Annotated in this window: 18 protein-coding genes and 1 pseudogene; 12 read left to right on the plus strand and 7 right to left on the minus strand. The window is 23.0% G+C overall.

Features of this window, described 5'->3' with window-relative positions:
• The 7 genes from purB (at window position 1) to ribA (ending at window position 7,466) form a co-directional block, all read left to right on the plus strand.
• The gene (gene purB, locus RJT40_RS00890) at window positions 1-1,374 is read left to right on the plus strand and encodes an adenylosuccinate lyase (protein ID WP_343182686.1); all 1,374 of its coding nucleotides are present in this window, start codon (window positions 1-3) and stop codon (window positions 1,372-1,374) included.
• 75 nt (window positions 1,375-1,449) lie between these two features.
• Window positions 1,450-2,232: an enoyl-ACP reductase FabI gene (locus RJT40_RS00895; protein WP_343182687.1), complete on the plus strand. Its 783-nt coding sequence runs from the start codon at window positions 1,450-1,452 to the stop codon at window positions 2,230-2,232.
• 34 nt (window positions 2,233-2,266) lie between these two features.
• Window positions 2,267-4,201: an exoribonuclease II gene (locus RJT40_RS00900; RefSeq protein ID WP_343182688.1), complete on the plus strand. Its 1,935-nt coding sequence runs from the start codon at window positions 2,267-2,269 to the stop codon at window positions 4,199-4,201.
• Window positions 4,202-4,310: 109 nt separating this feature from the next.
• Window positions 4,311-4,958, plus strand: a complete 648-nt coding sequence (locus tag RJT40_RS00905) for a YchE family NAAT transporter (RefSeq protein ID WP_343182689.1) — start codon at window positions 4,311-4,313, stop codon at window positions 4,956-4,958.
• Between the two features lie 57 nt (window positions 4,959-5,015).
• The gene (gene lipB, locus RJT40_RS00910; RefSeq protein WP_343182690.1) at window positions 5,016-5,642 is read left to right on the plus strand and encodes a lipoyl(octanoyl) transferase LipB; all 627 of its coding nucleotides are present in this window, start codon (window positions 5,016-5,018) and stop codon (window positions 5,640-5,642) included.
• A gap of 82 nt (window positions 5,643-5,724) precedes the next feature.
• Window positions 5,725-6,612 carry a lipoyl synthase gene (gene lipA, locus RJT40_RS00915; protein WP_343182691.1) on the plus strand — a complete coding sequence of 296 codons (888 nt, stop codon included), beginning with the start codon at window positions 5,725-5,727 and terminating at the stop codon, window positions 6,610-6,612.
• A 266-nt stretch (window positions 6,613-6,878) separates the two neighbouring features.
• On the plus strand, window positions 6,879-7,466 hold the full coding sequence (gene ribA / locus RJT40_RS00920) for a GTP cyclohydrolase II (protein WP_343182692.1): 588 nt from the start codon (window positions 6,879-6,881) through the stop codon (window positions 7,464-7,466).
• Between the two features lie 21 nt (window positions 7,467-7,487).
• Here ribA and yciA read toward each other — a convergent pair.
• The 5 genes and pseudogenes from yciA to trpD all read right to left on the minus strand — a co-directional run.
• Window positions 7,488-7,850 (minus strand): annotated as a pseudogene (gene yciA / locus RJT40_RS00925) (acyl-CoA thioester hydrolase YciA); the annotation flags it as partial.
• A 502-nt stretch (window positions 7,851-8,352) separates the two neighbouring features.
• Complete coding sequence (trpA, locus tag RJT40_RS00930) at window positions 8,353-9,162, minus strand: tryptophan synthase subunit alpha (RefSeq protein ID WP_343182694.1); 810 nt, start codon at window positions 9,160-9,162, stop codon at window positions 8,353-8,355.
• A gap of 18 nt (window positions 9,163-9,180) precedes the next feature.
• Window positions 9,181-10,353 carry a tryptophan synthase subunit beta gene (gene trpB, locus RJT40_RS00935; RefSeq protein ID WP_343182695.1) on the minus strand — a complete coding sequence of 391 codons (1,173 nt, stop codon included), beginning with the start codon at window positions 10,351-10,353 and terminating at the stop codon, window positions 9,181-9,183.
• A 65-nt stretch (window positions 10,354-10,418) separates the two neighbouring features.
• The gene (gene trpCF, locus RJT40_RS00940) at window positions 10,419-11,777 is read right to left on the minus strand and encodes a bifunctional indole-3-glycerol-phosphate synthase TrpC/phosphoribosylanthranilate isomerase TrpF (RefSeq protein WP_343182696.1); all 1,359 of its coding nucleotides are present in this window, start codon (window positions 11,775-11,777) and stop codon (window positions 10,419-10,421) included.
• Window positions 11,770-12,777 (minus strand): anthranilate phosphoribosyltransferase, encoded by a 1,008-nt coding sequence (trpD, locus tag RJT40_RS00945; RefSeq protein ID WP_343182697.1) that lies wholly within the window; start codon window positions 12,775-12,777, stop codon window positions 11,770-11,772. Before trpD ends, trpCF begins: the two co-directional genes overlap by 8 nt.
• A gap of 180 nt (window positions 12,778-12,957) precedes the next feature.
• On the opposite strand from trpD, the gene sohB reads away from it, so the two are divergent.
• The 4 genes from sohB to glyA all read left to right on the plus strand — a co-directional run bounded on the left by sohB (window position 12,958) and on the right by glyA (window position 17,727).
• The gene (sohB, locus tag RJT40_RS00950) at window positions 12,958-13,893 is read left to right on the plus strand and encodes a protease SohB (RefSeq protein ID WP_343182698.1); all 936 of its coding nucleotides are present in this window, start codon (window positions 12,958-12,960) and stop codon (window positions 13,891-13,893) included.
• A gap of 96 nt (window positions 13,894-13,989) precedes the next feature.
• Complete coding sequence (gene rlmN, locus RJT40_RS00955; protein ID WP_428994191.1) at window positions 13,990-15,075, plus strand: 23S rRNA (adenine(2503)-C(2))-methyltransferase RlmN; 1,086 nt, start codon at window positions 13,990-13,992, stop codon at window positions 15,073-15,075.
• Window positions 15,076-15,129: 54 nt separating this feature from the next.
• Window positions 15,130-16,395, plus strand: coding sequence for a histidine--tRNA ligase (gene hisS / locus RJT40_RS00960; RefSeq protein WP_343182700.1), 1,266 nt, complete (start codon window positions 15,130-15,132; stop codon window positions 16,393-16,395).
• Window positions 16,396-16,467: 72 nt separating this feature from the next.
• Entirely contained in the window at window positions 16,468-17,727 is a 1,260-nt protein-coding gene (gene glyA, locus RJT40_RS00965; protein WP_428994192.1) for a serine hydroxymethyltransferase, read from the plus strand.
• A 58-nt stretch (window positions 17,728-17,785) separates the two neighbouring features.
• Here glyA and bioD read toward each other — a convergent pair whose 3' ends face one another.
• Complete coding sequence (bioD, locus tag RJT40_RS00970) at window positions 17,786-18,451, minus strand: dethiobiotin synthase (RefSeq protein WP_343182702.1); 666 nt, start codon at window positions 18,449-18,451, stop codon at window positions 17,786-17,788.
• Between the two features lie 85 nt (window positions 18,452-18,536).
• Window positions 18,537-19,559, minus strand: coding sequence for a biotin synthase BioB (bioB, locus tag RJT40_RS00975; protein WP_343182339.1), 1,023 nt, complete (start codon window positions 19,557-19,559; stop codon window positions 18,537-18,539).
• Between the two features lie 66 nt (window positions 19,560-19,625).
• On the opposite strand from bioB, the gene bioA reads away from it, so the two are divergent.
• Entirely contained in the window at window positions 19,626-20,915 is a 1,290-nt protein-coding gene (gene bioA, locus RJT40_RS00980) for an adenosylmethionine--8-amino-7-oxononanoate transaminase (RefSeq protein WP_343182340.1), read from the plus strand.
• Window positions 20,916-20,926 lie beyond the last annotated feature (11 nt).

A 20,926-nucleotide genomic window follows, 5' to 3' on the forward strand; every position in this document is an offset into this window, starting at 1 on the left:
ATGCATGATTTTCATTTATTAGCAATTTCACCAATTGATGGTCGATATTATCAGAATACTACAATATTACAAGATATATTTAGTGAATATGGTTTTTTAAAATACAGGATAAAAATTGAAATACATTGGTTACAACAATTGTCATTGATTCCAGAAATTACACAATTATCTAAATTCGATGCTATTACAATTAATTCGTTAAATGATATATGGAAAAATTTTAGTTTGTGTGATGCGAAATTTATTAAAGAAATTGAAAAATCAACTAATCATGATATTAAATCAATTGAATACTTTTTAAAAAAAAAAATTTCAGAAAATCTTTCAAATCATTCTTCAATTATTAGTTTTATTCATTTTTCTTGTACATCAGATGATATTAATAATTTAGCATATGCAACAATGATTAAAAAAACTCTACATAAAGTTATTATTCCTTTATGGGAAGAAATTATATTAGTCATAAAAAATTTTTCATATAAATTTCGTAAATTAAGTATTTTATCTAGAACACATGGTCAGCCAGCAACACCATCCACATTAGGAAAAGAAATGATCAATTTTTTTTACAGATTAAAAAGACAATTAAAACAATTAAAAAACATGGAGATATTAGGTAAAATCAATGGCACTACTGGAAATTATAATGCTCATATGATTGCTTATCCAAATGTACAATGGGATGTTATTAGCAAGAATTTTGTAAATAGTTTAGGTTTAACGTGGAATCCTTGTACTACGCAAATTGAACCTCATGATTATATATCAGAATTGTTTAGTTGTATAATACGATTTAATACTATTTTAGTTGATTTAAATCGAGATATATGGGGATACATTTCATTAAATTATTTTATTCAAAAAACTACTTATGATGAGGTAGGATCATCAATTATGCCTCATAAAATTAATCCTATTGATTTTGAGAATTCAGAAGGAAATCTTGGTTTGTCGAATGCAATTATGAATCATATGATTCATAAATTACCAATTTCAAGATGGCAAAGAGATTTAAGTGATTCCACAGTGTTAAGAAATATAGGTACTGCTATAGGATATTCAATTATATCTTATAATTCTCTTTTAAAAGGATTAAAAAAAATTACAGTTCATTCTGATAACTTACAGAAAGATTTACAAAATAAATGGCAACTATTAGCTGAACCAATTCAAACTGTTATGAGAAAATTTGGTATTGTTGATTCATATGAAGAATTAAAACAATTAACAAGAAACAAAAAGGTTACTATGCATCATATACATCATTATATTGAAAAATTAAACATTCCAACATTAGAAAAGGAAAAACTAAAAAAAATTACTCCGAGTAATTATATTGGTGATGCAATGAATATTGTAAAAAAGTTTTTTTAATTTTCTTTTTAAATATATATAGTATATATTTATAATAAATTAAATTATTTAAATATATTAATTATTTTATAAAATATGAGTTTTTTAAAAAATAAAAAATTTTTAATTACTGGTTTGTTAAATAAAAAATCTATTGCATATGGAATAGCGAAATCTATGTATATGCAAAAAGCTTCTTTAGCATTTACCTATATGAATTATAAACACAAAAATAGAATTGAAAATCTTGCTCATCATTTTAATTCTGATATTGTTATTAAATGTAATTTTATGTATGAAAAGGAAATTAAATACTTATTTTCTCATTTATATAAATATTGGAACAATTTTGATGGTTTTATACATTCTGTTGCTTATGCTGATAAAAATCAATTTTCTTTAAATTATACTCAAACTGTTAATAAAAAAAAATTTATTGAAGCAAATAATATTACTACATATAGCTTCATATCGATGTTAAAAAAATGTTATAAAAAATTAAACCCAGGATCTTCCATTGTAACATTAACATATTTAGGTTCAAACATTGCTATACCATATTATAATATTATGGGCATTGCTAAATCTTCTTTAGAATCTACTGTCAGATATGTGGCTAATGAATTTGGAAGAAAAAATATTCGAATTAATTTAATTTCTGCTGGTCCAATAAAAACAGTTTCTGCTTATAAAATTCCAAATTTTAAAAAAATATTATCATATTATAAAAAGTTTTCTCCAATAAAAAGATTAGTAACAATTAGTGAAATTGGTAACACGGCAGCGTTTTTATGTTCAAATTTATCTAGTGGAATAACAGGACAAACAATTTATGTTGATGGTGGTTTAAATATTGCAACCATGAATCATTTATATTAATTAAATGAATACATAACTTTTATTGGATAAATTTATGTTAAATGAAAGTATAATATTAGAAAAAAAAAAAAGAACAGAACATTTGTTAAATGATCAAATTATTGGTGTTGTGAAAAAATATAATGAAAATTTTGGATTATTTAAAATAAAAAATAAATATCATTATTTTATTCCAAATCAATATATTAAAAATGTTATGCATGGCGACCGAGTTGTTTCTATTATAATAAATATTCAAAATAAAATACTTGTTAAACCTGTATTTTTAATTAAACCATTTTTAAATATTTTTATAGGTATTATAAAATGTGTTAAAAAAAAAATTTTTATTAAACCTGAATATCCATTATTAAATGAATACATTATATGTGAAGTAAATAAAAATATATGTAATATAAAGGATGGGAATTTATTTTTTGCGCAATTAGTACAACATAAATTAATTAATAAAAAAAATTTTCTTGCAAAATTAATTAAATTTGTTGTTTCTAAAAATGATAAATTTTTGTCATGGAAAATAATATTATCATATTATAATTTTGAGTACCAATTTCCTAAGAATAATAATTTTAAATTAATTATTCAAAATGAAATATATAGAACAAATTTAACTCATTTAGAATTTATTACTATTGATCATGATTATACAAATGATATAGACGATGCTATTTTTATTAAAAAAAAAAATGATTTTATAAAAATAATTATAGCTATTTCAGATCCTACTGCTTATATCCGAGAAGGAAGTGAATTAGATATTATTGCTTCAAAAAGATTATTTACAAATTATCTTCCAGGTTTTAGTATTCCGATGTTACCAAAAAAATTTTCTGAAAATTTATTTTCATTATTCCCTGGAATTAAAAAACCAGTTTTAGCATGTAAAATAAAAATTGATAATTGTGGAAATGTTTTAGATAATGTTCATTTTTTTTTAGCATGGATTAAATCTCACCATAAATTAACATACAATAATATTACAAATTGGATTGATAAAAAAACAAATTGGAAACCAAAAAAAACAGTTAGACATCAAATTTCTTTATTGCATGTATTATGTAAAAAAAGAATTTTATGGAGAAAAAAAAATGCACTAATTTTCAAAGATCATCCGGAATATAAGTTTCATTTTTCTGACACACAAGATGTAATAAATATTTCTATGGAATATAGAAATATTGCACAAAAAATGGTTGAAGAAGTGATGATCCTTGCAAATGTTAGCGCTGCAAAATTTTTATCAAAAAATTTAGGATGGGCGATTTATAATATTCATAATGGTTTTACGAATGTAAATGCAAAACATGTATCTTCAATATTAAAAATAAATAATATTAATATAGATTATACACAATTAATTGATTTAGTTGGATTTTGTAAATTTAAACGTTTACTAGAAAAAAAACCGAATGATTATATTGAATGTTGTATACGAAAATATCAATCATGTAGTACATTAAGTATTACTCCAAAACCTCATTTTGCACTAGGTTTTCCTGAATATTTAACATGGACATCACCGATACGTAAATATAGCGATATGATTAATCATAGACTATTGAAAAATATTATTTTAGGTTATTCTTCAATAAAATTAAAAAATGATATTATTAAAAATATTATTAATTGTAAGCATCGTCATCGTATTGTAAAAAAAAAAATAGAAAATTGTTTATATGCAAATTTTTTTTATAATACTAATAAACTTAATCAAGTATTTGAAGTAAAAATTTTTAATATATTACCGTATGGAATTAAAGCACGTGTATTAGTTAATGGCGCTATTGTTTTTATTCCAAATGTTTATATATATTCTATTACAAGTGAATTATTTTGTGATCAAAAAAATGGAATTTTATATTTAAATAATCAGGAATTGTATCGTGTTTCTGATAAATTAAAAGTTATTATTTCTAATATTAATCTTAGTACTTATAGTATTTTAGCAAAACCTTATAAAAATGAATAATTTTAATTTAAATAAAATATTTGAAAATTTTGATATAAAATTGATATTTAATTATATATTTTAGGTATGATATAATAAATATTTGAAATAATAATATTTAGGAGAGCACGTGTTGTATTCAGAATGTTGGTTTAAAAATTATTTTAATTTTTTTTTGACATTATTTGCACTGGTTAATCCTATTGGAATGATTCCAATTTTTATTGGAATGACTGGTTTACATTCTGTGAAAGAAAGAAATAAAATTAATACTATATCTAATTTTTCTGCAGCAATTATTTTAATTATTTCTTTACTGGTTGGTAAAATTGTTTTAATTTTTTTTGGGATTTCTATTGAATCATTTCGAATTGCTGGTGGATTATTAATTATTACTGTTGCAGTATCTATGATTAATGGTTCATTAATGGATGGTTTACTAAAAAAAAAAAACAAACATACGGCATTTTATAAAAAAGAAAACATTAGCATTGTTCCATTATCTATGCCATTAATTGCTGGTCCTGGAGCAATTAGTTCAACAATTATATGGAGTGCTCATCATAATGACTGGATGAATACCATTGGATGTAGTATAGTTATATTAATTTTTTCTTTAGTATGCTGGATACTATTTCAATTAGCTCCGTATTTTATTAGATTATTAGGATCTACTGGTATTAATATTTTAACTCGTATTATGGGTTTATTACTAATGTCTTTAGGTATTGAATTTATTATTACAAGTTGTACAGCTATTTTTTATAAAATATTATAAATTAATTAATTTTTTATAGTATTATATTAAATTTCAGTTGAATTTATTGGAAATTTTGTGAAAAATAAAGTTATTGTTCGTAATTTAGGTGTGAAAAATTGGTATAATGTTTTTTTTAATATGAATATTTTTACTAGCTTTCGCGATCAACATACATTAGATGAAATTTGGTTAGTTGAACATGAACCAGTATATACAATTGGGCAAATTGAAAAAAATAGTTTTTTTTCTCATATTTATAATATTCCAGTTATATCTTCTAATCGAGGAGGAAAAATTACATATCATGCACCTGGTCAACAAGTTGTATATTTGTTATTAAATTTAAAAAGGTTAAAAATTAATATTAGGAAATTACTGTTTTTAATTGATACAATTGTATTAAATACATTATATTATTTTTCTATTATAGGAAAGAATAATATTTACCGTCCTGGAATATATTTAGGAAAAAAAAAAATTTGTTCTATTGGTTTACGTATCCAAAAAGATTGTTGTTTACATGGTTTTGCATTAAATGTTAAAATGGATTTAAAGCCATTTACATATATACATCCATGTGGAGATAGTACAATACAAATGACACAGATGTATAATGTAAATAAATTTATTTCATTACATCAAGTATGTGAAGTTTTATTAAAAAAAATTTTATTTTTTTTTAATATGCAATGTGTATCGTAAATATTCATATAAATTAAAAATTTTATTAAATAAATAAAAAATAAAAATAAATACTAATAATAAAAAAAAATTTAAGTTATATATGAAAAAAGACAATAAAGGTAATTTATTAAAAAAACCATATTGGATAAAAGTAAAATTGCCGGATACATTCAATCAAATTAATCAATTAAAAAATATACTTAGAAAAAATAATTTACATACTGTTTGCGAAGAAGCACTATGTCCTAATTTAACAGAATGTTTTTCTAAAAAAACCGCAACATTTATGATTTTAGGAAATATTTGTACTAGAAAATGTCCGTTTTGTGCAGTAAAAAAAGGTAGACCGGGTTTTGTTGATAAAAATGAACCAAAAAAATTATCAGAAACTGTTTTTCAAATGGATATTCGATATATAGTTATTACTTCAGTAAATCGAGACGATTTAAAAGATGGAGGAGCGAAACAATTTTCTAAATGTATTCAGTATTTGCGTCATAATAAAAAAATTAAGATAGAAATTTTAGTTCCAGATTTTCGTTCTTCTATAAAATATTCGATTGATATTTTATCTCAATATCCGCCAGATGTTATGAATCATAATTTGGAAAATGTACCACGATTATATAAAAAAATTCGACCGGGAGCAAATTACAAAAAATCGTTATACTTATTGGAATATTTTAAAAAAAATAATCCAAATATTCTAACAAAATCTGGATTAATGTTAGGATTAGGAGAAACAGACAAAGAAATAATTAGTGTTTTAAAAGATTTGCGTGAAAATGGTGTAAATATGCTAACATTAGGACAATACTTACAACCAAGTAATAAACATCTTCCAGTTGAAAGATATGTTACTCCTATTGAATTTAAAAATATTCACGATGAAGCATTATCTATGGGATTTTCGAGTGTTTTTTGTGGACCTCTTGTTCGTTCTTCATATCATGCGGATTTACAAAAAAATAAAGTAGATTTTATATAGATATGGTATAATAATTTTATCAAATTTATTTTTTTTAAATAATGATATTTTATAATCATCTCATCTATTGTTAAAATAAAATTTTTTTATATCTGATGATAATTATGTGCAAATAATTTATATAATATTTTTTATTTAAAATCTATAAATTTATAATTTATTATAATATTAATTTAATATATATATAAATTTTATATTATCAATATACAACAGTTATAATTTTACTAATTGTTATAATAAAGTGATTCAAAAAAAAAAGAGTACATATGAAAGTTAAACGTATACAAGATGCTATATTGCCCACTAAATGGGGAGATTTTATTATTATTGGTTTTGAGGAAAATGTAAATCGTAATAATCATGTTGTTTTAACATATGGAGAAATTTCTGGAAATAGTCCAATATTAGTAAGGATTCATTCTGAATGTTTAACAGGAGATGCATTATTTAGTTTGCGTTGTGATTGCGGAGAACAGTTGAAATCTGCATTAAAAATAATTTCGAATGAAGGAAAAGGTATTTTAATTTATCACAGACAAGAAGGTAGGAATATTGGATTATTAAACAAAATCAGAGCATATCATTTACAGGATATGGGATTGGACACAGTAGAAGCAAATCATAAATTGGGATTTTCTGCTGATGAAAGGGATTTTACTGTTTGTTCAGATATATTAAAATTAATGAAAATAAAAAAAATCAAATTATTAACTAATAATCCATTAAAAGTAAAAATTTTAGAAAAATGTGGAATTCAAATTGTTGAAAGAATTAATTTATCTATTCAGCATAATCCTAAAAATGAACGATATATAAATACTAAAATTAGTAAAATGGGACATTTTATTTCTTAATTAATTTATACGTTAATATAATTACTTTTTTAAAACAGATCGAGGATTTCCTAAGTCATCAATTGCAACATAAAGAAATATAGCTTGAGCACTTTTGAAATATAATCCAAATGGCTTTGATGAAATTTTTTTAATCCATATTTCAACATTAATTTTTATTGATGTATTTCCAATATATATACAATTAGCATAACAACTAACAAGATCTCCTACAGATATTTTTTTTAAAAAAATCATATTGTTTACTCTTAAAGTCACAACTTTTCCTTTCGAAATTTCTTTTGCTAAAATTGCTCCACCTAAATCCATTTGTGACATAATCCACCCTCCAAAAATATCTCCATTTACATTTGTAAAAGCTGGCATAGCTAATGTTTGTAAAACTTTTTTTTTTTATTTTTCATTTTTTTCATATATTTTACTTAATATTATATAATTGAAATACGTAATTTTATATTAGTTATTTTTATTGATATATAGTTTTTATCTTAAAAAATATCTATTATATAAGAAAAATAATATAATAGATAACGAAATAATTGTTAAATGAAAAATATTTTTTATAATAAAAAATATAAACCATAATGTAAAAAACAAAAAAATTATTTTGTTTTTATAAAACAAATTTATTACAATTAATTTCATTATTTTTTTTTTTTTAATTTTTTTGAAAAAAAAAAATACTATTATTGATAATAACGGGAAAAAAAATATATATATTATATATTTTATTATACTTGATATCAATATGAATATGAATAATATTTGCAATACTTGTAAAGTAAATTTATAATTCATAAATTATTTTTTTTTTTATATTACTAATTATTATAGTAGATGATTTTTTTTAAAATAGCAACAATATTATTTTATAAATTACATTTTATTAGTTCATCTTTGTAGAATTTTTTAATATTTTTGATAAATCTTGGATTTTCATTAACATAATTTTCTTTTTATAATAAAAACTTGCAATTAATTGAATAATAATCGATCCGCAAATTATACCGTCTGTTCCTAATGATAATGATTGTTTAATATGTTGAGTGCTAGAAATACCAAATCCATGTATAATTGGTTTTGATGTATATTTTTTAATTGTTTGAATAATTTTTATATTAGGAAGTACTGCAGTTTTATCATATCCGGTTACTCCTGTTCTAGAAATTAAATAAATATATTCTGCATTAGTTTTTGATATTTTTTTAATTAATTTTTTCTTTGCATTTGGAGGACAAATGAATATTTCAGATACATTATTTTTTTGTGAAAAAAAAATAAATTCTTTTGATTCTTCGATAGGAAGGTCAGGTATTAATACTGAATCTATTTCTATTAATTTACAAGTTTTATAAAAATTTTCTATTCCGTAATTAAAAATTACATTTGCATAAATTAATATCCCAATTGGAATAAAAGAATACTTTGTTCTTATTTTTTCTATTATTTTAAAACAAGTAGATAAATTAATTTTATTTTTTAATGCTCTTATATTAGCATTTTGCACAACTACTCCATCCGCCACAGGATCAGAAAATGGAATTCCTAATTCTAATGCATTTGCTCCTGATTCAATCAGTATATCAATTATTTCATAAAATACATCAATCGAAGGATCTCCTATTGTTATATATGGTATAAAACAACCCTCTTTTTTCGATTTTAATTTTTGAAATGTTTGTTTATATCTAGACATGTTTTTCCTTTTTTTTTATTATAAAATATGTTTATATACCGTTTTCATATCTTTATCTCCTCTTCCTGATAAATTAACAACAATAATATTTTTTTTATTAGGGTTATTTCGAATAATTTTTAATGCATAAGCAATTGCATGAGAAGATTCAAGAGCTGGAATTATACCTTCATATTTACATAACATTAAAAATGCATCCAATGCTTCTTTATCAGTAATGGAGTAATATTTTACTCGATTAATTTTTTTTAACCATGCATGTTCTGGTCCAACAGAAGGGAAATCTAATCCCGCTGAAATTGAGTGTGATTGTTGAATTTGACCATCTGTATTTTGCATAATTGCAGATTTCATACCGAAGTAAATACCAGTTGTTCCATATTGTAATGGAGCTCCATGCAAACCAGTTTTTATTCCTCTCCCTCCTGGTTCAATTCCAATTAATTGTACTTTTTCATTAATAAACTCGTGAAATATTCCAATAGCATTAGATCCTCCACCTACACATGCAATAATTATATCTGGTAGTTTAGATTCATGCATTAAAATCTGTTTTTTTGTTTCTATACCAATAACTTTTTGAAATTCACGTACTATTGTTGGGTAAGGATGTGGACCAGCTGCTGTTCCTAACATATAATAAGTATTTTGGTAATTTTCTGACCAATCTCTTAATGCTTCATTGCATGCATCTTTTAATGTTCCAGAGTTGCTGTTTACTGGAATAATTGAAGCTCCCATAAATTTCATTCTTAATACATTCTCTGATTGTCGTTTTATATCTTTATAACCCATATAAATTCTACATTTCAATTTTAGTAGTGCGCATGCAAAAGCCGTTGCTACGCCATGTTGACCTGCTCCAGTTTCTGCAACAACTTGTTTTTTGTACATCTCTTTTGCTAATAATGCTTGTCCTAGTACTTGATTCGTTTTATGTGCACCTCCATGTAATAAATCTTCTCTTTTTAAGTATAATTTAGATTTTGTCCCATATGTAATATTTTTACATAATGTTAAAGGTGTTGGTCTTCCTGCATAATTATTTAATAAATCATGAAGATCATTTTTAAATTTTTTATTTTTTTGAAACTCTACAAAATTTTCTTCTAATTCTTGTAATGCAGGAATTAAAATTTGTGGAACATATCTTCCTCCGAAATCACCAAAATACGCATTCAATAAATTCATATTATTAATTCCTTTCATATAATAAATTTTATTTGTATATTATTTTTTTTTTTTTTTTTTTGAAATTATGATTTTAATTTCTGAAATAATATCTTTAGTTTTTTATAATTTTTTATACCAGGGCTAGTTTCTATTTTTGAATTAAAATCTAAACCAAAATAATTTAATTTTTTAGCTTTTTGACAGTTTTTTTCTGATAATCCCCCTGATAAAAATATTTTATCTAAATTAGATAGTTGAATGAAATTCCAATTAAAACAGTTTCCACTTCCTCCTCGGATATTATCAAATAAAAAATAATCAATATATTTAAAATTTATTTTTTTTATATAATTATTAATGCATAATGCTTTTATAATTTTTATTTTTTTTGGTAATTTTCTTTTTATTTCTTGAATATATTGTTGATTTTCATTCCCATGTAGTTGTATAGCGTACAAATTTAATTTATGACATATTAATTGAATTTTTTTAATCTCTTCATCTTGAAATACCCCAACATATTTCAATTTTACTGATGAAATTATTTTATTGGCTTGATGAATTGTGATATTGCGTAGAGAATTTTTGACAAAAATTAAACCACCATGTGTTGCTCCAAGATCTTTAATTCTTTTTGCATCTCTTGATCTTGTTAATCCACATATTTTGTTATTTCCGAATATAATACTATTGACTTTTAAAGCAATATTTTTTGCTTGCATGATTTCAGTTCCTATTAAAAAACCATGCACAATTTTTTTTAGTTTGTTAACTTGTTTATTGTTTTGAATCCCAGATTCACTGATAATAATTCTATTCTGAGGTATTAAAGGAGCAAGAATTTTTGTTTTATTCAGAGAAACATGAAAATTATTAAAATTTCTATTATTGATACCAATCACTTTTGCGTTTAATGTAATAGCTCTTTTTAATTCAGTATAATTACTGATTTCAGTTAAAACTCCCATATTGAGACTATGAGCGATATTTGATAATATATGATATTGTATATCATTTAAATAAGATAACATTAATAAAACTGCATCAGCCTGATGATATCGGGATAAATAGATTTGATATGGATCAATAAAAAAATCTTTACACAATATCGGTTGTTTTGTTAATTGGCTCATTTCTGTTAAAGAACTTAATTTACCTTGAAAATATTTTTCATCAGTAAGAACTGAAATGATTGTTGCATGTTTAGAATATACCTTAGCAATTTTTTCAATATTAAAATTTTTATTAATTATTCCTTTTGATGGAGATGCTTTTTTTGCTTCCAAAATAAAAGCAGGATTATTCAATTTTAACATAGAATAAAAATTTCGATGAGATAAAAAAATTTTTTTTTTTATTGTTTTACATGGTTTAATTTTTTTATAATATTTTAAATATTGCACTTTATTGTATAATATTTCTTTTAGTATATTATTATTCATAGTTATTTTCTTTTCTAATGTGTTGAATATATTGATAAATTTTACCACTAATTATTTTTTCAAAAATAATTTTTGTATTTTCTTTTAAATTATTATATCCAAATAATTTAAACAAAATTGCTGTATTTACAGCAATTAAATATAAATATTGTATTTTTTCTTTTCCTTGAATAATATTTTGAAATATTTCTATTTTTTTTTTTTTATTACTTATATTAAACATGTATTTCGGAAGAATATTAATTCCAAAATCCTCTGGATATAATTTGTAAAAATTAATTTTCCCGTTTGTTACTTCTACTACGTTAGTTGGCGCATATAATGTAATTTCATCTGTTTTATCGCTATTGATAATTATTACTTTTTCAAAGTTTAAATGATTGACAATTTGTGCAATTGGTAATAACAATTTTTTTGAATATACTCCAATAATAGAAAAATTGGGATGTGCAGGATTTAATAATGGACCTAATATATTAAATATTGTATTAGTATTTAATATTTTTCGTACTAATGCAGCATGTTGAAATCCTGTATGATATTGAGGTGCATATAAAAAACAAATGTTTAAAGTATCTAATTTTCTTTTAGCCATTTCGCTTGTTAAATGAATATTAAAATTAATATTATTTAAAATATCCGCTGATCCTATGTTATTTGATGAACTTCGATTACAATGTTTAATAATTTTAATTCCAAAAGAAGATGCAATTAATGCACTAATAGTAGAAATATTAATCGTATTTTTTTTATCTCCTCCAGTACCGACAATATCAGCAAATGTATATCTTGGAATTGGAAAATATTTACTATGGTCATAACATGCTTTTATTGCTCCAATAATTTCATAAATAGATATTTTTCTTATTTTAAAAATAGTTAATAATACTGTTAAATGAATGCTAGAAATTTGATTGAGTATGATCTTTTGGAATAAAAAATAACTTTCTTTTTCATTTAATTGATTTAAATTATATAATTTTTTAAATATTTTTTGCATATACATTTCATATTGAATATTTTTTATAAATTATATTATATTAGTTATTTTAACTATAATTTTTATTTATTTTTTTTATTTTTTGTAAAATGGTTTTAAATAGAAGTTTTTTATTTGTAAGGAGTTTAAAATATTTATAAATAATTATTTTTCAACATTATAATGAATATAGGAAAAAAAATGGATTTAATATATGAATATATTTTATTTTTATTAAAATTTTCAACATGTATTATATTTGCATTATTATTTTTAATATTTTTCGTAAAAATATTAAAAAAAAATAAATTACAAAATAGTAAACTTAGAATTATTGATTTATCTCGGTATTATAACCAAACAATTTTTCAAATTTTAAGTCGTCTTTTTAATCATCGTTTAAAAGAATATAATTTTAAAAAGAGTATATTATTTAAAAATAAATCTACTTTATATGTTTTGGAATTTATAGGAGATATGCATGCCAGTGAAGTCTCAAACTTAAGAAAGGAAATTTCTATTATTATTTCTATTGCTAAACCAGATGATGAAGTATTATTAAAATTAGAAAGTGCAGGTGGGACGGTTCATGAGTATGGATTAGCAGCGTCACAATTACAAAGGTTACGTAAAAAAGGAATTAAATTAACAGTAGTAATAGATAAAATTGCAGCCAGTGGAGGTTATATGATGGCCTGTGTTGCTAATTATATTTATTCTGCTCCATTTGCGATTATTGGTTCAATTGGTGTGATTGGACAGCTTCCAAACTTAAATAAGTTATTAAAAAAGTATAATATTGATTTTGAATTACATACTTCTGGTAGTTATAAAAGAAATTTAACTCTTTTTGGAGAAAATAAAGATATTCACCGTATACATTTTCAAAATAAATTAAATTCTACGCATCAATTGTTTAAAACATTTGTACAAGAAATGCGTCCTGTAATTAATATTACTGAAGTATCGAATGGAGATTATTGGTTTGGTAGAGTAGCTTTAATCAATAAGTTAGTTGATGAAATTGGTACAAGTGATGATGTTATCGTAAATATGATGAAAAAATTTCATGTTATTCGTATTTATCATAAAAAGTCAAAGGGTTTTTTTACTCGTTTTACAAATTATTTTTTTTAAAATATTATTTTTAATATAATTAACAATTAATGCAACTGAAATATATTGTATATGCTATAATATTTTTTTTAATTAGTTACACTATACATTATGAAAATGATAATAAAAAATCAATGTATTACAGAAAAAATAAATTTATTTAATTTCGATCGAAAAACTATGTATAGTTTTTTTAATTCCATTCAAGAAAGAAGTTTTCGCGCTGATCAAGTGATGCGTTGGATATATTATTATTTTTGTGATGATTTTAATAAAATGACTAATTTAACATATAAATTAAGAAATAAATTAAATTCTTTAAGTTGTATTCAAGCTCCTACTTTTATCGAAAAAAAAATTTCTCAAGATAGTACAATAAAATGGACAATGTCTTTACATGATGGTAATTTTGAAACTATATTTATTCCCGAAAAAAAAAGAAATACATTATGTATTTCTTCACAGATTGGATGTTTGTTAAATTGCCAATTTTGTGCAACTGGAAAGAAAGGTTTTTATCGTAATTTATCTGTTGCAGAGATAATTGGTCAAATATGGAAGATATATAAATTAATTAATGATAAAAAAAATATTTTTTATTCCCCTATAACAAATATAGTATTTATGGGCATGGGTGAACCATTATTAAATTTCAATAATGTTATAAAATCGTTAAATATTATATTTGATAAATATGGTTTAAATATTTCAAAAAAAAGAATAGTATTATCTACTGCTGGTATTGTCCCGGGCATTAAAAAGTTATCATCCGTGATAGATGTTAAATTAGCTATTTCTTTACACGCTCCAAATGATACATTGAGAAATCAATTAGTTCCAATTAATAAAAAGTATAATATTTCTATGTTGTTACATGCAGTGTCAAATTTTTTAAAAACATCAAAATTAAATAAAAAGGGAATTACCATAGAATATGTTATGTTAAATAATATTAATGATACAATATTGCATGCGAAAGAATTAATAAAAATATTAAAAAATATACCCAGTAAAATTAATTTGATTCCTTGGAATTATTTAAAAAACTCTGTTTTTCAATGCAGTTCTTTAAAAAAAATAAATAAGTTTTCTGAATTTTTAAATAAAAAAGGATTTACCACTACCATCAGGAAGTCAAGAGGAAAAGATATTCATGCAGCATGTGGGCAATTAATAGGAGATTTTAAAAAAAATAATATATAATTTTTTATTATGAAATATTAATTATATCATATAAATAATATTAGGAATTTTTTTGTGAATTATTTGTTTCGATCAATGAAAGGTATGCATGATTATTTACCAAAAGATCTTGCATTATGGAATGAAGTTGAGATAGTTTTAAAAGAAGTATTATTAAATTATAATTATTCTGAAATTCGATTACCTATTTTAGAAAGAACTAATTTATTTACACATTCTATAGGGGATATTACTGATATTATTGGAAAAGAAATGTATTCTTTTTATGATAAAAAAGGAATTAGTATTACTTTACGTCCAGAGGCTACAGTAAGTTGTGTAAGAGCAGTAATTCAACATAATTTATTATATCAAAAAAAAATTAAGTTATGGTATTATGGACCAATGTTTCGATATGAAAGACCACAAAAAGGTCGCTATAGACAATTTTATCAATTTGGAATAGAAACATTTGGCTTTTCAGAACAAGATATAGAATTAGAATTAATTTTATTAATTAATAGGTTTTTTCAATATCTAAAAATTAATCAATTTATACAATTGGAAATTAATTCTATTGGATCATATATTGAAAGATTAAAATACCAGGAATCTTTAAAAGTTTTTCTTCAAAAAAATATATCTTATTTAGATCACGATTGTATAAAAAAATTACAGTATAATTCTTTAAGAATATTAGATAGTAAAAATCAAAATATTCAAAAAATATTATTAGAAGCGCCGAAATTAATTGATTTTATTAGTTCATCATCTAAAAAAAAGTTTTATCATTTATGTCAGATAATGAAATTTTTTAATATTAAATATAAAATTAATAATCAACTAATACGTGGATTAGATTATTATAATGATACTGTATTTGAATGGAAAACAAATTATCTAGGATCACAAAATACAATATGTGCAGGAGGTAGATATGATACATTAATTAAAAAATTTGGAGGTCGTCATACTCCTGCCGTAGGTTTGGCAATTGGAATGGATCGATTGGTATTATTACTACGTTCCTTATCAATATATAAAAAAAATTCTTTTTTAATCGATCTGTATATATTTTTTGAAGAAATTACTCTTAAAAAAATGGCAATTTTTTTATCGGAAAACATAAAAGATCAAATTCGAAAAATAAAAATTATGATAGAATTTTATCCTGTGAAAATGAAAAAAATATTTCAAAATAGAGAAAAATATGATGCAAAAATAATACTATTTTTAAATAAAAAGAAAGAAACGATAATTTATGATATAAAAAGTAAAAAATCTAGTATCGTAAAATATAATGATATTATTAAAGTAATAAAGTTAAAATATAGAGATTAAACACAGGTAATTTTTTTTTGATGTATCATTAATATTTTTACTTATTAAAATAAGTAATTTAATTAAAAGGAAATGATTATTTTGAAATATAAAACATTAAATTTAAATACAGATAAAAAAATATGGAATTATATACAACAGGAAATGAAAAGACAAGAAGAACATATTGAACTTATTGCGTCAGAAAATTATGCTAGTTTTTCTGTTATGCAGGCTCAAGGATCACAATTAACTAATAAGTATGCTGAAGGATACCCTGGGAAACGATATTATGGAGGATGTAGTATCGTTGATAAAATAGAAAAATTAGCTATTGAAAGAGCAAAAAAATTATTTCAAGCAGATTATGCAAATGTGCAACCTCATTCTGGATCACAAGCAAATTTTGCTGTTTATGCAGCTTTATTACATGCTGGAGATACTATTTTAGGAATGAATTTGTCTCATGGTGGTCATTTAACACATGGATCTAAAGTGAATTTTTCTGGAAAATTATATAATACAGTTTCTTATGGTGTAAATGAAAATGGAAAAATTGATTATAATGAAATCGAATATTTAGCAAAAAAATATAAACCTAAAATGATTGTTGGTGGATTTTCTGCATATTCACAACACATTAATTGGAAAATCATGAGAGATATTGCTGACACAGTAAATTCTTATTTATTAATTGATATGGCACATGTTGCTGGATTAGTTGCTGCAAAATTATATCCTAATCCTATAGAATATGCAGATGTAGTTACAACTACTACGCATAAAACTTTAGCAGGGCCAAGAGGAGGATTAATATTATCAAAAAATAAAAGTGAAAAATTTTATAAAAAATTGAATTCTGCAATCTTTCCTGGTACACAAGGAGGACCTTTAATGCATATTATTGCAGCTAAGGCCATTTCATTTCAAGAAGCATTAGACCCTGAATTTAAAATATATCAACAACAGATATTAAAAAATGCAAATTCTATGGTCAATGTTTTTTTAGAAAATAATTTTCATATTGTTTCTGGAGGAACTCAAAATCATTTATTTTTAATTGATTTACGAAATAAAAATATTACAGGTAAAAAAACTGAGTCGGTATTAGAATTGGCAAATATTACTGTTAATAAAAATAGCGTACCTAATGATTTAAATAATCCATTTGTAACTTCCGGAATTCGTATTGGAACGCCAGCTATTACTCGTCGAGGATTGACGGAAACAGAATCCATTGTTGTTGCCAATTGGATAATTGAATTAATAAAAAATTATGATTCTTGTAAAAAAATATTACATATTAAAAATCAAGTGTTAAATTTATGTAAAAAATATCCTGTTTACAAATAAATAGTTTAATATATTTATGTTATTTATTTATTAAATAAATAGTATAATTTTTAAAATTTTAAATAGGTAAACAAATATTAATTTTGCTTATTTCAAAACTGTTATTTATATCTTTGATGTATGGAATATTTCCTAAATATGGCGCTTGAATATATTTTTTAATAGTATATATATAATTTAAAATATATTTTTCATAGGTTATACAATTAGAATACCATCCATAAAATTTGACTCCGGAGTTTACAATTGCTTTTTCTGTTAATATGGCATGGTTAATACATCCTAATTTAATTCCAACAATTAAAACTACTGCTATTTTTTGTTTCTTTATCCAATCAGAAAATGTAAATTTTTTAAATATTGGAGTACACCAACCACCGATACCTTCAATGACAATCCGATTGGATTTTTTACTAATATTGTTTAATCCTTCAGAAATTTTTTTAAAGTTAATTGAATTACTATTTTTGATAAAATTTGGTGGTAAAAATTCCTTTAAACAAAATGGGTTGATTTCATTATATTGGAATTTTTCACTACTATATTTTTGTAACAATAAAGCATCATTATTGTAAAATCCGTATTTTTTTTCGCATCCAGCAGCAATAGGTTTATATCCTGCAACATTATATCCTAATATATTGAGTTTTTTTAGTATAATTACAGATACTGTTGTTTTTCCAATACCGGTATCTGTTCCAGTTAAAAATATTTTTTTATTCATGTTTTTTAAAATTTTATATACTAATGAAATTAGTACTACCTATATGAAATAGGTAGAAGTTATATAATTAATAAATTTATTACATTTATATATTAGCATTATGATACATTTTTTTTTCTTTCTGATTTTCTAATTCATGAAATGAATCATCAGTATTTGTTTTTTTTGTGTGTAATCCTAATTTCTTAAATAAATTTATGTCATCTTTTTCTGATGCATTTTGTGTTGTTAATAATTTACAACCATAAAAAATAGAGTTTGCTCCTGCTATAAAACACATAACTTGCATATTTTTACTCATTTTTTCTCGTCCTGCAGAAAGTCTAATGTAAGAATTAGGCATCATAATACGAGCAATGGCAATAGTTTTAATAAATTCAATGCTATCAATAGTTTTTTTATCTTCCATAGGTGTTCCAGGAATTTTAACTAACATATTTATTGGAATACTCTCTGGTGGTTTCTCTAAATTAGCTAATTGTGTTAATAATTCAGCTCTATCAATAGTTTTTTCTCCTAATCCTAGTATTCCTCCAGAACATATTTTTATTCCTGAATCTCTGATAATTTGTAATGTATTTAATCTATCTTGATATGTTCTAGTAGTAATAATTTTTTTATATATTCTTGGAGAAGAATCTAAATTATGATTGTAAAAATCTAAACCAGCTTTTGATAATTGTTGAGCTTGGTTTTGATTTATACTACCCAATGTCATACAGGTCTCCATGCCCATTTTTTTAATTTTTTTAATTATTTTTAATAGAAATGGCATATCTCGATCTTTAGGATTTCTCCAAGCTGCTCCCATACAAAATCGATTTGATCCAGATTTTTTTGCTTTTTCTGCAGCTTTCATAATTTTTTCAAAATCTAATAATTTTTCTGTTTTAATATTAGTTTTGTATCTTGAACTTTGTGAACAATATTTACAATCTTCTGGACATAATCCAGTTTTTATTGATAATAATGTACTCACTTGAATTTCATTTGGGGTAAAACAAGATCGATGTATTTTTTGTGCTTGATAAATAATATCTAAAAAAGGTTTTTTAAATAATTGATATACATCTTTTGTTTTCCATATTTTTTTTGTTTTTTTTTTCATTTTTTATATCCTGTGTAAATGAATAATTTATAATAAAGTATTTGATATAACTAGTTTTTAATAAATATGAAAAATAAAAAATTAAATTTTAATAATAAACATATTTGGCATCCATATGATTCTATTTTAAATCCCTTACCATGTTATTTTATTGATTCTGCTTGTGGTGTATATTTAAAACTTTCAAATGGCATGAAAATTATTGATGGAATGTCTTCTTGGTGGTCTGCAATACATGGATATAATCATCCAGAATTAAATCAAGCTATGAAAGAACAGATAAATAAGGTATCACATATCATGTTTGGAGGTTTAATTCACAAACCTGCTATTGATTTATGCAAACAATTATTAACTATTTTACCAAAAAAACTAGAATGTATTTTTTTATGTGATTCTGGATCTGTTGCTATTGAAGTAGCCATGAAAATGGTTTTACAATATTGGAATAAACCAGGATATCAAAAAAAAATATTTTTAACAATAAAAAATGGATATCATGGCGATACATTTTCTGCTATTTCAGTTTGTGATCCTTTAAATTCTATGCATCAATTATATGAAAAAATTATACCTAAGTATTTATTTGCACATCAACCAAGATTATCGTTTTATGATCAATGGCATAGTTATGATATTTATTCTTTTTTAAAATTTATGGTTGAAAAGAATAAAAAAATTGCTGGAGTAATTTTAGAACCAATTGTTCAAGGTATAGGAGGAATGAAATTCTATCATCCAGAATATTTAAAACAGGTGCGTTTATTATGTAATATATATAACATACCATTAATTATAGATGAAATCGCTACTGGTTTTGGAAGGACTGGGAAAATGTTTGCTTATGAACATGCTAATATTACTCCAGATATTTTATGTATTGGTAAAGCTTTAACTGGTGGAACAATGTCATTAGCTGCGACTATTGTTACTAGAAAAATTGCTAATCAAATTAGTAGAAATTATCCTTATAAAATAATGCATGGTCCAACTTTTATGGGTAATCCTTTAGCGTGTTATGTAGCAAATAAAAATATTTCTCTTTTAAAAAAAAATACTTGGAAAGTACAAGTTCAAAATATTGAAAAGTATTTAAAAAAAAAATTAATGATATTAAAAAATCATCCTCGCGTTCGTGATATACGTATTTTAGGAGCAATCGCTGTTATTGAATGTTATCATTTAATTAATTTAAAATTAATACAAAAATTTTTTGTTAGTTATGGAGTATGGATTCGTCCATTCAAAAATATTATTTATTTAACTCCTCCATATATTGTTAAAACATTTCATTTACATAAATTTGTAAAAGCTATTTTCGATGCTGTACAAAATAATTCACTGTTTTATTTTTAAATTGTTCATTT

The organism is Buchnera aphidicola (Shivaphis celti) (assembly GCF_039349365.1).
GTDB classification, from domain to species: domain Bacteria; phylum Pseudomonadota; class Gammaproteobacteria; order Enterobacterales; family Enterobacteriaceae; genus Buchnera_L; species Buchnera_L aphidicola_AL.

Bases quoted from the DNA above. Each gene is read 5' to 3' on its own strand.
- purB (WP_343182686.1), top strand. From the start codon at position 1: ATGCATGATTTTCATTTATTAGCAATTTCACCAATTGATGGTCGATAT.
- RJT40_RS00895 (WP_343182687.1), top strand. From the start codon at position 1,450: ATGAGTTTTTTAAAAAATAAAAAATTTTTAATTACTGGTTTGTTAAAT.
- RJT40_RS00900 (WP_343182688.1), top strand. From the start codon at position 2,267: ATGTTAAATGAAAGTATAATATTAGAAAAAAAAAAAAGAACAGAACAT.
- lipA (WP_343182691.1), top strand. From the start codon at position 5,725: ATGAAAAAAGACAATAAAGGTAATTTATTAAAAAAACCATATTGGATA.
- ribA (WP_343182692.1), top strand. From the start codon at position 6,879: ATGAAAGTTAAACGTATACAAGATGCTATATTGCCCACTAAATGGGGA.
- trpA (WP_343182694.1), bottom strand. From the start codon at position 9,162: ATGTCTAGATATAAACAAACATTTCAAAAATTAAAATCGAAAAAAGAG.
- trpB (WP_343182695.1), bottom strand. From the start codon at position 10,353: ATGAATTTATTGAATGCGTATTTTGGTGATTTCGGAGGAAGATATGTT.
- trpCF (WP_343182696.1), bottom strand. From the start codon at position 11,777: ATGAATAATAATATACTAAAAGAAATATTATACAATAAAGTGCAATAT.
- trpD (WP_343182697.1), bottom strand. From the start codon at position 12,777: ATGCAAAAAATATTTAAAAAATTATATAATTTAAATCAATTAAATGAA.
- sohB (WP_343182698.1), top strand. From the start codon at position 12,958: ATGGATTTAATATATGAATATATTTTATTTTTATTAAAATTTTCAACA.
- rlmN (WP_428994191.1), top strand. From the start codon at position 13,990: ATGATAATAAAAAATCAATGTATTACAGAAAAAATAAATTTATTTAAT.
- glyA (WP_428994192.1), top strand. From the start codon at position 16,468: ATGATTATTTTGAAATATAAAACATTAAATTTAAATACAGATAAAAAA.
- bioD (WP_343182702.1), bottom strand. From the start codon at position 18,451: ATGAATAAAAAAATATTTTTAACTGGAACAGATACCGGTATTGGAAAA.
- bioB (WP_343182339.1), bottom strand. From the start codon at position 19,559: ATGAAAAAAAAAACAAAAAAAATATGGAAAACAAAAGATGTATATCAA.
- bioA (WP_343182340.1), top strand. From the start codon at position 19,626: ATGAAAAATAAAAAATTAAATTTTAATAATAAACATATTTGGCATCCA.